Source organism: Chitinophaga sp. YR627 (assembly GCF_900114995.1).
GTDB lineage: Bacteria > Bacteroidota > Bacteroidia > Chitinophagales > Chitinophagaceae > Chitinophaga.
Genome location: NZ_FOUX01000002.1, coordinates 769,868 through 783,608 on the forward strand (window position 1 = coordinate 769,868; position 13,741 = coordinate 783,608).

General features: G+C 44.9%; 11 protein-coding genes. 2 read left to right on the forward strand and 9 right to left on the reverse strand.

Annotated elements, in window-relative coordinates; translation table 11 throughout:
- Positions 1-11: 11 nt before the first annotated feature.
- From BMZ72_RS11785 to BMZ72_RS11810, 6 genes are all read right to left on the reverse strand, one after another.
- Positions 12-1,175 carry a hypothetical protein gene (locus tag BMZ72_RS11785; RefSeq protein WP_089808468.1) on the reverse strand — a complete coding sequence of 388 codons (1,164 nt, stop codon included), beginning with the start codon at positions 1,173-1,175 and terminating at the stop codon, positions 12-14.
- 27 nt (positions 1,176-1,202) lie between these two features.
- The gene (locus BMZ72_RS11790) at positions 1,203-2,048 is read right to left on the reverse strand and encodes an HmuY family protein (RefSeq protein ID WP_143087671.1); all 846 of its coding nucleotides are present in this window, start codon (positions 2,046-2,048) and stop codon (positions 1,203-1,205) included.
- Between the two features lie 196 nt (positions 2,049-2,244).
- On the reverse strand, positions 2,245-3,327 hold the full coding sequence (locus BMZ72_RS11795; RefSeq protein WP_089808472.1) for a DUF2652 domain-containing protein: 1,083 nt from the start codon (positions 3,325-3,327) through the stop codon (positions 2,245-2,247).
- A gap of 44 nt (positions 3,328-3,371) precedes the next feature.
- Complete coding sequence (locus tag BMZ72_RS11800) at positions 3,372-6,962, reverse strand: TraB/GumN family protein (protein WP_177222768.1); 3,591 nt, start codon at positions 6,960-6,962, stop codon at positions 3,372-3,374.
- 44 nt (positions 6,963-7,006) lie between these two features.
- Entirely contained in the window at positions 7,007-8,479 is a 1,473-nt protein-coding gene (locus tag BMZ72_RS11805; RefSeq protein ID WP_089808475.1) for an RICIN domain-containing protein, read from the reverse strand.
- A gap of 405 nt (positions 8,480-8,884) precedes the next feature.
- Complete coding sequence (locus BMZ72_RS11810; RefSeq protein ID WP_089808477.1) at positions 8,885-9,628, reverse strand: c-type cytochrome; 744 nt, start codon at positions 9,626-9,628, stop codon at positions 8,885-8,887.
- Positions 9,629-9,768: 140 nt separating this feature from the next.
- Here BMZ72_RS11810 and BMZ72_RS11815 point away from each other — a divergent pair, with 140 nt between their 5' ends.
- Positions 9,769-10,122, forward strand: coding sequence for a VOC family protein (locus tag BMZ72_RS11815; RefSeq protein ID WP_089808479.1), 354 nt, complete (start codon positions 9,769-9,771; stop codon positions 10,120-10,122).
- 3 nt (positions 10,123-10,125) lie between these two features.
- Here BMZ72_RS11815 and BMZ72_RS11820 read toward each other — a convergent pair whose 3' ends face one another.
- The 3 genes from BMZ72_RS11820 to BMZ72_RS11830 all read right to left on the reverse strand — a co-directional run bounded on the left by BMZ72_RS11820 (position 10,126) and on the right by BMZ72_RS11830 (position 13,102).
- The gene (locus tag BMZ72_RS11820; protein ID WP_089808481.1) at positions 10,126-10,563 is read right to left on the reverse strand and encodes a DUF5763 domain-containing protein; all 438 of its coding nucleotides are present in this window, start codon (positions 10,561-10,563) and stop codon (positions 10,126-10,128) included.
- 71 nt (positions 10,564-10,634) lie between these two features.
- The gene (locus BMZ72_RS11825) at positions 10,635-11,759 is read right to left on the reverse strand and encodes a DUF4236 domain-containing protein (RefSeq protein ID WP_089808483.1); all 1,125 of its coding nucleotides are present in this window, start codon (positions 11,757-11,759) and stop codon (positions 10,635-10,637) included.
- A gap of 113 nt (positions 11,760-11,872) precedes the next feature.
- Positions 11,873-13,102, reverse strand: coding sequence for an exo-beta-N-acetylmuramidase NamZ family protein (locus BMZ72_RS11830; protein ID WP_089808485.1), 1,230 nt, complete (start codon positions 13,100-13,102; stop codon positions 11,873-11,875).
- A gap of 120 nt (positions 13,103-13,222) precedes the next feature.
- On the opposite strand from BMZ72_RS11830, the gene BMZ72_RS11835 reads away from it, so the two are divergent.
- The gene (locus BMZ72_RS11835) at positions 13,223-13,603 is read left to right on the forward strand and encodes a VOC family protein (RefSeq protein WP_218155231.1); all 381 of its coding nucleotides are present in this window, start codon (positions 13,223-13,225) and stop codon (positions 13,601-13,603) included.
- Positions 13,604-13,741: the final 138 nt, after the last annotated feature.

Here is a 13,741-nt window from a genome sequence, read left to right on the forward strand (position 1 = left end):
AGTTAGTATTGTTATTTTTTCTCGCTAATGGTGAAGTAACGGCCAATAGTGGCGAGCATATTATTCTTACCCCACCCCGTATCATCTTTGAAATCGAAATAAAAGCCGATACCAGGATAATCAAGTGTGAAGGAATAAATGTAAGGACCTGCAGCACCTGCCGGTAACTCAGGGAAAACGACCTTCACTTCTGTACGACTTACACTGAGGATCTTCATTTCCAGTTCCTGGCTCCAGAGGCTTTCCGGGAAAGTAGTCGGATAAGATCCACCAAAGTTGAAACCCGATTTCACGAACTTCATATATACCCTGTCCAGACCGATAATATTACCATTCAGGGCGTCATTGGTACTGCGGTTCTGCGCAGCAAATACAACGGTATCACCGGGCGCATATACAGAAGTGGATTTCAGATTGGTAAATTTGGGCTTCCCGTAGATCAGGTGAATCGGCGGCAATTTAGCTGTACGACCCTGATGTGTCATTTCTACATTATAATAACCACTGTCTGCTTCCGGAGAAATATCCACCTGTAATGCGTAATAGGCGGCTCCCGGTGTAATATCATAAGTGGTCATCAGATTGGTGTAGGTTTTCCCGGTAGCCTGATTCGTCAGTGTAAACTTCGCATTCGTACTGGTAGAACCAAAATTACCATAGATAGGTAATCTTCCGGACACCACTCTTTCTATACCCGCATTGTAGGCGATCTCTGTGCTACCAGCTGTCACAAAGGAATAACCGGCCCTTAGACTATCGGGATGCGGTGCGATCTGCATGATGAGTGTGTACTTGCGGATGCTTTTATCACTGCTCACGACAGTATACTGATATCCGGTAGTGTCAATAGGCACCGGCAGTATGCCGCCATCCAGATTGATCGTATTGCCTGCGGCATCAACCAGTCTGGCGTCTTTATCTATTTTGATCTCAGGCACGATATATTCAATACCTATATAGTAAGGAATGTACAGTGTGATCGTATTCTTACCATTATCGATCGCACCGAACAGTGTATCTGCCGCATTGGTAATACGGTATTCCTGTATAGTGTTATCAGGCGTACGTTCAAAAGGCACCACCTCCGTTTTCTTACAGGAAAAGAATCCTGTGATAAAAACAGCGATAACCGCAAGTTGGTAAAATTGCTTTATGTGGCTGACAGTTTGTTTCATTGTGTATATGTTAGTAACAATTGTTTATTATAGTGTAACAGTGATCTTAGGCCGGTTTACCATGAAACCAAACCGCTTTTCTCCCGCCTTCGCCAGTACATACCGGAAACTATAGACCGGCATTTTGATACCCTTATCCCTACGCATCTGCATAGCATCCATAATACCATCATACAGACTCTGTGTCTCCATTTTGGCATAGTTCCCTTTTGCTGTTTTGATGATGATGGTACGTGGCCTCAATGTCCTGACGCTTTTGAATGTCTTTACGGTTTCCTGTGAAAGACAATAGATCATGTGTCTATACTTGTTCACCTGTACCTGTATAGCAGGATCAGGATTGTCGATATCCTTCATAATATCAGGACGAAGGAAATTACCTTCGAATGTGTATACCACATGACCTAATGGCTGACCAAAAGCGCCCTGATCATCCAGTCCGGTCTGACCTGGATATTTAAACTGACTATCGTCCGGTATTTCCGTCACATCATCAAAAGCAGCATCCAGTACGACCAGTCCACCGACAGCCGATGTACCATATCCAAAGCCGCTTTTAGCACCGTTATTAGCAGTGATGTTGGCTCTTGCCATTCCGCTAAAGGCAAGATCCCAGCGATCGGTACTTCTGTAGCCGATACCTATGGAACCAAAGCGTTCCAGACTGAAAAACATAGGATCTGTATCATCCAGTGGCTGATGTCCATCCGGCAGGTGGGCGCCCAGGTTCAGGATCTGTATTTCACGGTTGAATACGGAATCACTGGGTGGTACGTCCGCTTCCCAGTCCACGCCGTTAAGGTCATATACTTTACCGCAGGCGCTGCACAGGACAACAGCCACCATGAGGCAATAAATCATTCTGACTATCATCAGGTTATATTAGTGACATGTAATGGAATAATGGCATAGTGTATCGTCGGCGCAAAGTTGAATGAAACTTATTACCATAGACGGAGAAATAAGGGAGGATTTGTACCATTGACGGAAAAATTATCAGATCGTCAATGCGTAAGGAGGATCAGCAACGGTGTTAACAAAGAATATCACTTGTCAAAAGTGGTTTTCATCAGAATTCCAGGGGCAATTTCATATTCATGACAATCGGCACGAGATTATCCAGCGACTTCCGCAGATCAGTTTCAAGTGCTGTTTTCTCTGTAAGTTTAAACACGAATTCGTTGATGGTATTTTTATGCAGATAATAATCCAGGGTCAGTCTGGATTTATGATCGTTTATTTTCTCTACCGTGTAATAGGTAGCTCTTTTCCTTTTTTCTTCTGTTTCACTGAATACGGCCTTATCCTCCGGATCGTAGGAAAAGCTGCTGGTATACATCAATACTTCTCTTCCGTTACTCATCACATGCCGGTGACGGCTGCCAACGCCAGGCAGAAAATGTTCTACTTCATCCACTGCTTTTAACCCTACCTGCCAGAGATGGCGGAATTCAAAATGCACAACAGTATATATCAGGGTTTTGATATCAACATCATATTCCTTTGATACGGAAAACACTTTCACTTTACTGGCCAACTCCAGCTGCGGATCCGGCTCCGGTGGTAATTGTTTTCTTAGTTCACCGAGCTGTGTATAATGGAACAACACATTACCCGTCTCGGTTTCCTTTTTGCTGGCATTCCACTTCATCCACGAAGCCAGATCAGGCCTGGATCCATCTCTGAAAAGTTTGTCTGTAACCAGCCAGTATTCATGTTCCGCTATATTATTTTTTAATAACTGATGTGCCACGATCACATCTTTCCCGATCAGTTTACTGAAATTCTTTACCTGATAGGTTGTAAACTCACCATAGTGTGTAATTACTTTCAGGGTGAGATTGACGGCAGCAACACAAGCGTGACACTGACATATCTTGCGTTGATCGTAAGCATTGAGGTGACGGTGGAATTCACAGAACATTCTTTCCACCTGCTTATACAAAACTTCCAATTCGATTGGCGCACCGAACTTATAAAACAGAATGGCGTCTCCTTCTATTTCGGATATCTCGAACCCGGCCTGATTGGCATTGATCAACACCTCCAGCAACTGTTGAATAATATGATGACTATGCTCAAGCTCGATCTCATTCACGAAACGGGTGAAGCCACTTATATCGGGGATAAAAAGCAGCCCTTTATTTTCCATTGTTTTTATTTAAAGTTAACGAAAAAAAAGGGCGGATGTATCTCTTAATATTCATCTGCTGCCAGCGGCGGTGCAAGGTATTCTCTATAAGCCCTGATCGCTTCGGCTGTCAGCTCTTTTTTGTTCTTCACTTTTTCCAAATCTTCCAGTGGATAGAACAGATCTGGCTTGGTGTTAAATTTTGCCGGATCCAGCGGTTGAGGTCCGCTAAAGATATAAGACAATTCATCATCATAGCTTTTATAGCTATACAGCGTGATCCAGACAGCTGGCTTATTGTCAATCTGCACCTTTATGCGGCTCACCTGTTCTATAGGGGCATCCGCATTGTATTCCTCCATATTGTAAGCCAGATAAGCACGGCCAATTAATTCCTGTGTCAGCAGATGCTGGATCTTTGACAGATGCTGATCGCTCTCCACATCAACAATAAATGAATAGCCCACTGCATCGTCATTCAGGATTTCTTTCAGCACTTTATCATTTACCTTAATCCCATGATTGATCAATCCACGTGCAGCAAATGCACTGATGGCCGGAATGGAATCTGTCAGCAATGGAGAGAAAACGGTTTCTGCCTTTACCGGCATTCCCGGCAGGGAGAGGGTATTACCGGTAGCCAGTACACGACTCAGCCATACAAAACCGCCGTTTTCTTTCTGATCGGTATTCCATGCCCTTAACTGACGGCTCAGCAATTGTACCATACCTGGCGCCAGCCTTTCCAGACCATACTTTTCAAAATTGGGCGCTCTCCATATAGAATCTTCATTGAAGTGGACAACAAACTGTTGCAGTATACTACCCGATTTTTCTGCTGCTGCAATAATAGCCGGCAGGTATTTTTCCTGCATACCATTATCTTCCATGGCATAAGAAAAAATATTATCGTTGATCTCATTATTCTCTGGTATAGCTGCTGCCAGACGGATGAATGTCTGCATAGCAGTATCCAGCGGCATCCCGCTAAGAAAACTCAGTAATTCGATCCGCAATCCGGTATCCTTAACAGTTGTAAACAAATACTCGGCAGCACCTACAATAGCATCATCTGCCATTTCTTCGAGATTCACCAGCAACTGTACTCTTCTGTAACCAATGGTATCGAGCGGGAATGGCGCCTGCAACGCTTTTAAAATCGTTGTCTTATCCAGACTGTCAGGACGCATATACACCAGGTACTCACCTGCAGCTTTAAAAGCTGTCGTATCTGTACCCTGCAGGTCAGCCAGTAACATCGGTAATTTCTTCTCTCCGATCTTCAATGTAGAAGCCTGTTCTTTTTCCCCGGGATGGAAGGAATCAAAGAACTGTTGCGCACGGCCAGCGCTGACTACCTCTTCGGGAACAATTGCTGACAAACAATACATCACATGTCCTACCACGATCACTCTTCTGTAGGATCGTAAACTCGTATTCAATGATTTCAGTTCTGTATCATATACCGGCCACCCATTGACAACCGATTTTTTGTAATCTGCTACAACCACAGAAGAGTCTTCAGGATGAAGGAACGTTTTCATCAGACTATCCGGATCACCACTATGATAACGTGAAAATCTGTTGATCGTTACAATGTAAGATGAGAAAGAAGCACTATCCAGCGCCGCATACACATCATCGGTAACTGTCACTGCCTTATCATGACCATAGAAAGTAAAACGTTCCGGACCATTGATCGTAAAACTACTGTCAGTTGCAGTAAATGGTATGTTCAAATCCTGTGCCTTCACCGGCAATAGCCTGAAACCGTCCAGAAATCCCCTCCAGTAACTACTGTCTTTGCTTTTACCATCATAAGTACAAAGCAGACTATAAGCCAGGTTTCCCCTGGATATAAAATGCAGACGGGACATATACCCGCTGGTATGACGATACAACAGTTGAAAGAACGCATAACCGTCTTTCCTGGTCATGGTAGAATCGATCAGTTGTAAGGTAGAGTCCTGTCTGAGTAACACCGTACGGATACCGGCCAATGCAGCCGCATCGTCTGTATTGTAATACCCCGGTTTCATTTTCTCGACACGCAGCACATAGGAAATACGGTTCGCATCATCCAGTGCCGTATAAGCTTCTACCGGACGCGTCTCCCCTTTGTGATCGGCCTTCACATAATTGGCATCCGAAGGCATCAGCGCAGAAAATCCAAGCTCCGGACGATACAAGGTATCATACACACTGACCGCACGTACAACATCATAAAAACGAACTGATTTAAAGAAATCTTTTCGTGCAACACTGTCAGTCCCCTCCGACCCATACATAAAAACAAAAGCCCTGTTATTACGGATAAACAGGCGCATATGGAAGGGCAGTTTTCCCTGCATCATCACAGCTTCTGTACCCGCGATATCCCTGTAAACGATCGGATATGACCTTTTCAGCTCAGCTTTACCCTGTGCCGCCATATTCGCGATGAGCATATCCACCAGTTCTTTCTCATTTTTATCCAGTTGCGGCAGGTCCATGGTCAGGGAAAATGCGGCTTCATTATCGTTAGTACCTACATACATCTTCCTGTTCATATTAGGGATCGGATAAGCGATAGGTACACCGGGGAATACAACACTATATCCATCTGCCATCCTGTTGAGTGTGTATCCTTTCACACTGTCCAGTCGTTGCCGCTCACGTTGCGCCACACCTGTAAAGGTGGCCTTCACCGGATTAACACTAAAGCCTTTGGCACGCAGCAGCGTGATCAATCCCATATTACCGGAAAGGTGTGCCGCACCTACAGCAGCAAACACACTTTTACTTTTTATCAATGTAGCCAGGTTAGCCGCCATCTCAACATTACGCTTACCTAAACCCGGCCCCATATCATCTTCCTTTGCTTTGTCCACCAGATTGTACATTCTCTGCGGATCACCGGCATAATAGAGATTTACCAGCGAATCCAGGAAACTTACCCGCGCATCGAACAACTCCTTTTCTGCCGGCCTTTCGCTGGCCGCCACCTGATAACCGATACTTTCCAGAAAGATCTCTTTTTGTAATGTGGTTACGTCGGCGCTCATAAAATAAAGCTGATTCTCCAACCGCTCCAGACTATGTACCGGCTTCCCCATAAACGTAGCTTTCTGATGCAGCCAGCCATCCAGGAAAATATTCTCCGCTTTCGCACCCGTACCAGCAGTTTTGCTGATCACTTCATCTTCATCCAGCAGTAGTTTCTCCACAAACCAGAGTCTTTTCAGGTTCAGCTGCGCAATAGGAACACCCGACTTCTTCACCACCAGACTATCCACAAATCTGTATTCTGCGGGCGTCATTATTTTACGCATATAGTTAACAGTATCGCGCAGCGGACCACCCGGAGAAAGCATATACGACATCACAGAATCAAGATCGATCTCCATAGCAAATGCATCTGCGCTGCGCAATGCCAGTAATACCGAATCACTGAAATCAAACACCCTCTTTTCTGTCAGGTGCATCGTACCAAACAGATAAGAGGGTGTACTTACGCCGGGCGCTTCTATCCGCCAGAGCAGCTGATAGTCAGGCCGCTTTGTATGCTGTGCCCGGAGCAGAAATGGTGATAGTAACAGTGCAAGCAGTACAGACCATGTAATGCGGGAAAAGAAACCGGCTTTGAGGTGCCGGGGATAAGTGTAGGATACTAACATATACACAAAAATAGTAAAGTATTGATATGTCAGCCGTTCTTTATTTAAGGTGTCGTGATCTGCCATTGCTGATTTGCGCCACTATTCCAGTTCCACTGGATCACATTACCTCCGTTGGCGGTTGACTGACCATTGACATCCAATGAAAAACCGCTGTTCCTGTTTAATAACTTGTAATAACCAAAACCTATATCAACAATCTGCCATTGCTGATTGTTGCCGCCCGAGTAGTCCCATTGCACAATTGCCGCTCCTGCAGCAGTAGACTGGCCATTCACATCCAGCGACTTAGCACTGTTTCTGTTGATCACAGAAAAATAATTGCTTCCCAGAGCATTAAATGACCATTGCTGATTATTACCACCCCAATAGTCCCACTGATCCATCGCGGCACCATTAGTAGTCAGCTGGTTATATACTTCCAGCGCTTTACCGCTGTGTTTATTGATAACTTTATAGTAAGCCCCTGTTGTAAACGATGCATACGGAGGTGTAATTGTGCCGGTTCCCCAGGCATATTTTAAACGGGCTAAACCAGAACTGTTATTAGTAGCAAGGGATGTGCCATTAGCGGTAAACATGCTATAAGTATCCCCCGTTCTCAGACCAGGCCAGTATACACAACCTACCCCCAGCTCACGCAGTGAATTCGTCATGCCCTGCAGATAGGTGTTATTCACATTTGATCCCGGTGCGCCGGAATAGTTGGTACCATCTGTCATCACCGTACCAAACTCCGTGACAATGGTCCTACCGGGATAAGCCAGCGATTTAACCGGTTGTTCCCAGTCGGCCGTTGTCGTCTTACTACTTTCAAACCAGGTATAATCATGAAAAGAAAGCAGACAGCTGTCAAAACGGGTATCTGCCCCCACCGTATTCACACCGGTGGAATATCCGGTACCATCCAGTACAAACCTGTTTTCAGGCACCCCGGGATATCGGGTTACGAACTGATTATACAGTGTCAGCAGGTCTGTCGCACTGTATCCATGCGGCTCATTAAAGACCTCAAAATAGATCAGCGGATTGGCCCTGTAGGCGGCAATGATCGCATCCCACATCTGCCAGAAGGTAGTGGTATTATCAATCAGTCCATTGCGTGAGGAAGCGCCTTCCCAATAGGCTAGTAAGACTTTCATATTTTTGGTACTGGCTTTGTCAATAGCGCCCTTATATGCCTGCCACCAGGTACCCAGCACGGTAGGAGGATTGACAGGTAAGCGTACGGTATTGGCGCCCGCCGTCTGAAAGCCACTCAGTATATAATCGGCTTTTGTCTGGATAGTGGCATAGCTGTCACTGATAGTGGTACCAGACAGAACCAGTTCATCATCCGCAAAATTATCCCGGGTATCAGCCCAGTTAACGCCTTTAAAATCGGAAGAAGGCAGTACCGCGGCTACCGCTGTGGTAGCAGGAATGGGTAAAGCACTCGCCATACTCTTTTCAATGTCTTTTTTACAGGCAAACAGCATCATGGCTGCAATTGCAGGAAGGGGGAATTTTCTTTTCATACGTGAGATTTATAATGATAAAATATTAGGGTGCTGAGGGTGGAAATATGGGAGATGGGTCTTTGGGAAATGGTCTTCAGTAACAGGGCTTATTCGTCACAGATTCGTCGCTTCGCCGTCGCTTGTTCGTCGCTTCTTCGAATGGGTCATTTTAAGCAGCATATTGTCCTGCCGTGACAGTATACAACGGCACAAATACCTGCCCGTGGATATACATACACAGTAAATTTTTCAGATAGTAAGATCCAGCCGTTCCAGCCCTGCGGATAACTACCGGTACACAAATCTGTGCAGAACATAGCATATCAACTATTAAATGTAAACCTTACAATTAAATGTAACAACAATAGAGGAGCCTGCAAAATCTTTATTTCGTAGGAAAACTTTCCAGATAGATGACAGGGATTATCTGGATCTGAGGTATTCTATCAACATCCGGCGTTCTTCTTTGCTCATGTCAGGGAACTTCGCACATGCAAAACCAAATTGTTTTTTCAACCGGACCTGCCCCGTATCGGAGCTGACAGATGCGCGGTCCGCTAAAAATTTATATAACCATTTATCGTCTCTGACTTTTATCCTTTCAGACAGCGCCGGTCCTGTAAGCAGTTTACTAAAAGAATGACAGGGCGCACAATTTATACTAAACAACTCTCTTCCCGAAACCGGTGCACGTAGTTCAAAACTATCAATAGGTTTTCTGCGATTGACCGACACATCACTATTTTCAAAAACAACTGAATGAAAAATATCCAATGCAATATCAGGCTGTTTTAAGTTTGTTCCATCTATAATAAACTGATCCTCCTTATTAACATCTATTATCATTACAGCCACATGTCCCGGTACCTCAGACACTGCTATCCTTGCCTCCAGTCCATTGACAGTTTCAATCGCATACATCATTTTCCCGTCTGCAAACTCTCCTATTTCCTCATGGTAGTGACCATAACCAAAATGCAGCGTGTCCTTACCATCCGTTACTCCACCAACATAGGTATCAATACCCTGCTCCCTGAACTTCGTCCAGCCAGCGGGAGTCGTCAATTTAAAAACGCCAAAATCAAGTATTTTCCTTTCAGTATTCCTTTTACAGGCAGCAACGAGGAACAGTATTAAAAGCGGGAGAAACAGGTTACGTGGATTCATATCTTGCGCATAGGGTGAATTACACTAAATATAACATTCCTTTCGTTAACACGAATACTATATCTTCGGTATCGCAGCAGATAGTGTATAGCACCACTATCCCCCCAATAAACTACTTTATTCACATACAAACACACCAAATGAAATTCCTTTCTCTTGCCCCATTCGTACCTTCGGGCAGCGATTTCAATGGCTCTAAACAACTTTTTCAGGAACTGGGTTTCAATATCAGCTGGGATGGCGGCGATTATATCGGTTTTGAAAAAGATGGATGCACTTTCATCCTGCAGCACTACGACAATGAACCCTTTGCACAAAACTTTATGCTCAGCGTAGGGATAGAAAATGCAGATGATTTCTGGAAAGAAGTATCAGATAGACAACTCCCCGAACGATTCGGTATAAAGCTCAGCAAACCAATCGACCAACCCTACGGCAGAGAAGTAAATATCATTGATATTGCAGGCGTTTGCTGGCACTTCGTACAATCGTAATCTTCAGTCTGGCTGATGCTGGAAACAGTATCCGTTGCCTATACTTGTCATGTGTTTACAACGGGTACCTTTTTTGGTTATACCCTGACAACGCACCGTACGTCCCGTACCTGCGGGTTTCTTTACCGGTTCCCCGGAGAATTGCTCTATAGGGTTTTGTAATAGTTGTTGCACAGGTGCTGCGATTGACTCCTGTAATTCCGGATGACAGATCTTACAGGGGGCCAGATGTAACCGTATGGCTTCTGTCAGCGACAATCGCTGAGAAACATTCTTTACCATCCTGCAATCTGCCGTATGATATTTCCTGCCGTAAGGTGTTTTATAGACCGACTGTGAATGCAATCCCGGCATCAGCGAAAACAGGATGTACAGCAGCAGGAATACAATACCAGCCTTGATAACGGTGGGCAGACAACTTCTTTTCTGAGGGGACTTCATCAATATACGGGGTTATCATATACACCGGTGCAGACAGCAAACACTATCCGCACCGGTAGGGGTTATTTCACTTAATTGCTGATGGATCGGATATAACTGGTGAATGCGTTACCAAAGGATTCGGTTGCCTCATAATTACTGAACTCATACTCTTCATGCAACCCATTCCGCGTCTTCAGCGATATACTACCATATTTTACGATAGGGATCTGACGGTTGTCTTTAAATCGCTTATCAGGCGTACCATTCCTGTTTACCTTCTCCCAGGTCCTGTCAATCACCTTACTATCACCAGGCACAATGCCCCTTTCTACAAAACGGACAGGGCCGAAGTCAAACTGCAATTCATTATACCCGATAATACCAAACTGGTCACGTGAATCATACATGATCACAAAGCCCGGGTAGAAATACAGGTCCGCGCCATTCGCATTTTTCAGCCATAAAGGCGATATCTCTGATCTGATATCAGGAATACCTTTCACAGCAATCGCTACCTCTCTCTTCATAACCAGGGTCGATGCAGCCGACCTGGCTGCAACCCTGTTCTGATGTACGGCACTGGTAACATCCCATACTTTCTGCGAACGGGATAACTGTTTAAACGTCTCTTCCAATACACTGAATTTCGCTTTCATTTCTGTATCGAATTCAATGTCCATCTGCATATAACTATTATCGATCTGCTCCTTTATACGAAGGATCGCATCCTGCTGTGCAGCAATCGTTTCTTTTATCTGCACAGAGATCTTACGTACAAAAAGTCCATATAACAATACATAAGTACATAACAACTTTATACGGGATACAAAAAGCGCTGACTGTACCTTCGCCAGGTCCTGTGCCAGTTCTTTCTTCTGACGATGTGCAGCAATAATCGTAGCCTTTATACCCTGCATATCATTACTGGTAACGTCATTAGGCGCTACGCTGAATATATTGCCACGATCTTCCGGTTCCAGCGTGGCTACTTCCGGCACATAGGCTTCCGGTCGCTGGGACTGTCCCGGCGCAGACGATAATCTTTGCCTGTTATAAATACCCAGGCCAGGGATACTGGTATTCAGATAGGTGCCATTGGGACCGATGTTCAGACTGGCGCCTCTGACGCCAATAGTAGTACTAATGCCTTTACGGCTGATGTTGAGGTGTACACCGGGGATAATTTTAATGCGTTTTCTATAGCTCCATGCCATGAAATGATGTTTTTGGGATAAAATAGTTTTTCACGTATGCAGGCAAATATCAAAGAAATGCCCGCACGCGCAATCACGTCTATCCAAAAACCGGAAAAATCCCCCCTTTATGCTCAGGGGTATAACAGGTATTTTTTACGCATCTCTTTATACTTCGATAAACCAGGTTCCCAGGACGCACGGATCTCCTCCGCTGTCTTTCCTGCAATGATCTGCTGTTTAAATTCAGATACACCGGCCAGATAATCGATATTCCCGATCTGCGTACTGATCGAACGATCAAAGAAGCGGGCCTTATCAGGATAAGCATTATACAATGAGATCATCCACTCCAGATTGATCTTTTTCTGACGGCGTAATTCGGCTATATCATAGTTTCTGAGGTCAAGTCCATAACATTCCTTATTCATATGCAGCGGTGTTTCACTCATACCAGGAATGCTCACCGGTTTAAAGGAGAAACTGTATTTGTCTTTCAACGCAGGACTTCCCAACACGGTAAACGGATACTGCGTACCTCTCCCCTGACTGATGACAGTACCTTCAAATAAACAGGTGGAAGGGTATAATAAGATGCTCTGCTGTGTATTCAGATTGGGTGATGGTTTTACGGGTAATGTATATTCCATATCATGCCGGTAGTTCTTCAGCGGAATGATCTTTAGTTTACATGTTTTTCCACCAGGCAACCAGCCCTCACCATTGATCATCTTTGCAAACTCAGCGATGGTCATACCATGTGCAACAGGGATCGGGAATTGTCCGATACCCGATTTCAGCCGCATATCCAATACCGGCCCGTCTACCAGATAACCATTAGGGTTAGGTCTGTCCAGGATCATGACTTCCTTATTTTGCTCCGCACAACCTTCCATCACATCTCTCAGTACATTGATATAGGTATAAAAGCGGCAGCCTACATCCTGTATATCAAAGATGACAATATCCACATCTGCCAGTTCAGCAGCGCCCGGTTTACGCTTGGCGCCATACAGTGAAATGATCGGCAAACCGGTAGCGGCATCCTTTTCATCTTTCACCTTAGCCCCGTTACTGGCATTTCCCCGGAAGCCATGCTCCGGTCCGAATACCTTGACAATTTTAATACCTCTCTTCAGCAGACTATCCACCAGATGACTACTCCCGATAACGGTAGTAGGATTAGCCAGTACAGCTACCCTCTTCCCTTTCAGTAATGGCAGATAGGCAGTGGTCTGACTGGCCCCTGTAATAATCCCTGTATCTTCTTTTTCCCTGGGGGCAGTAGTAACCTTTGTCTCCGGATGAGAAGCGGGACAGGTAAACAACGTAACAAGCGTGGCAATCGTGAATATTATCTTCATATCTGAATGGTTAGCTATACAATATACAAATAAGCGGGACAGCTTTCACTTAACAAATGATTGTTCTTACGCATGATCTCAGCGACATAATGGCTAACTTTAATTATTAAATAACCACCAATGGCCACCCTGAACTTACCCCTGCACTACCAGGCAGTAATGTCTTATCTGATTATTGAGCATGCAGCCGGATTTATAGACTTCACCAAAGATGTGCTCGGCGCAACCGAACAAAACCGTACCATGCGGGACGAAAACACCATCATGCACGCAGAGATCAATATCCATGGCAGCACCATCATGCTGGCAGATAGTACGGACACCTATCCTCCTCAACATGCGGGCATGTTTGTCTATGTGGAAAATTGCGACCAGGCTTATCAGAAAGCACTCGAAAAAGGAGCAGAAAGCATCATGCCGCCTGCTGACCAGCCCTACGGAAGAAGTGCAGGCGTAAAAGACCCTTTTGGCAATACATGGTGGATCACCCATACTATTTAATGTCTAATCAACACTTTATACATCACCCTATACAGATATACCAACTTTCCTTGTACCCTTCATAGTTGACCCTTCAACTATTTTTCCGCATAGCGTAAATCATTTTCCCGATTGCATAAACGGCCCGGCTGCTTATAC